We start from the raw sequence: 350 nt of genomic DNA, 5'->3' as shown, positions 1-350 counted from the left end.
GTCCGTCGCGACATCCCCACCAAGGAGCAGGTCGAGCAGCTGCTCTCCGCCAAGGGCGTCTCGAACGACGACAAGGTCGTGCTCTACGGCGGCAACAACAACTGGTTCGCCGCCTACGCGTACTGGGAGTTCAAGCTCTACGGCCACGACGACGTGGTGCTGCTCGACGGCGGCCGCAAGAAGTGGGAGCTCGACGGCCGGACCCTGACCACCGACGTCAAGGACCGCCCCGCGACCTCCTACACCGCCAAGGAGGCCGACACCTCGATCCGCGCGTTCCGCGACGAGGTCGTCGACGAGATCGACGCCAAGAACCTGGTCGACGTCCGGTCGCCCGACGAGTTCTCCGG

The 350-nt window shown here is 66.9% G+C and carries 1 protein-coding gene; it reads left to right on the top strand.

Annotated elements, in window-relative coordinates; translation table 11 throughout:
* A partial coding sequence (locus DBV35_RS29530) for a sulfurtransferase (RefSeq protein ID WP_281262261.1) occupies window positions 1-350 on the top strand: 350 nt, incomplete at both ends.

This window comes from Acuticoccus kandeliae, from assembly GCF_003073115.1.
This window is presented reverse-complemented; position numbering and strand designations above follow the sequence as displayed.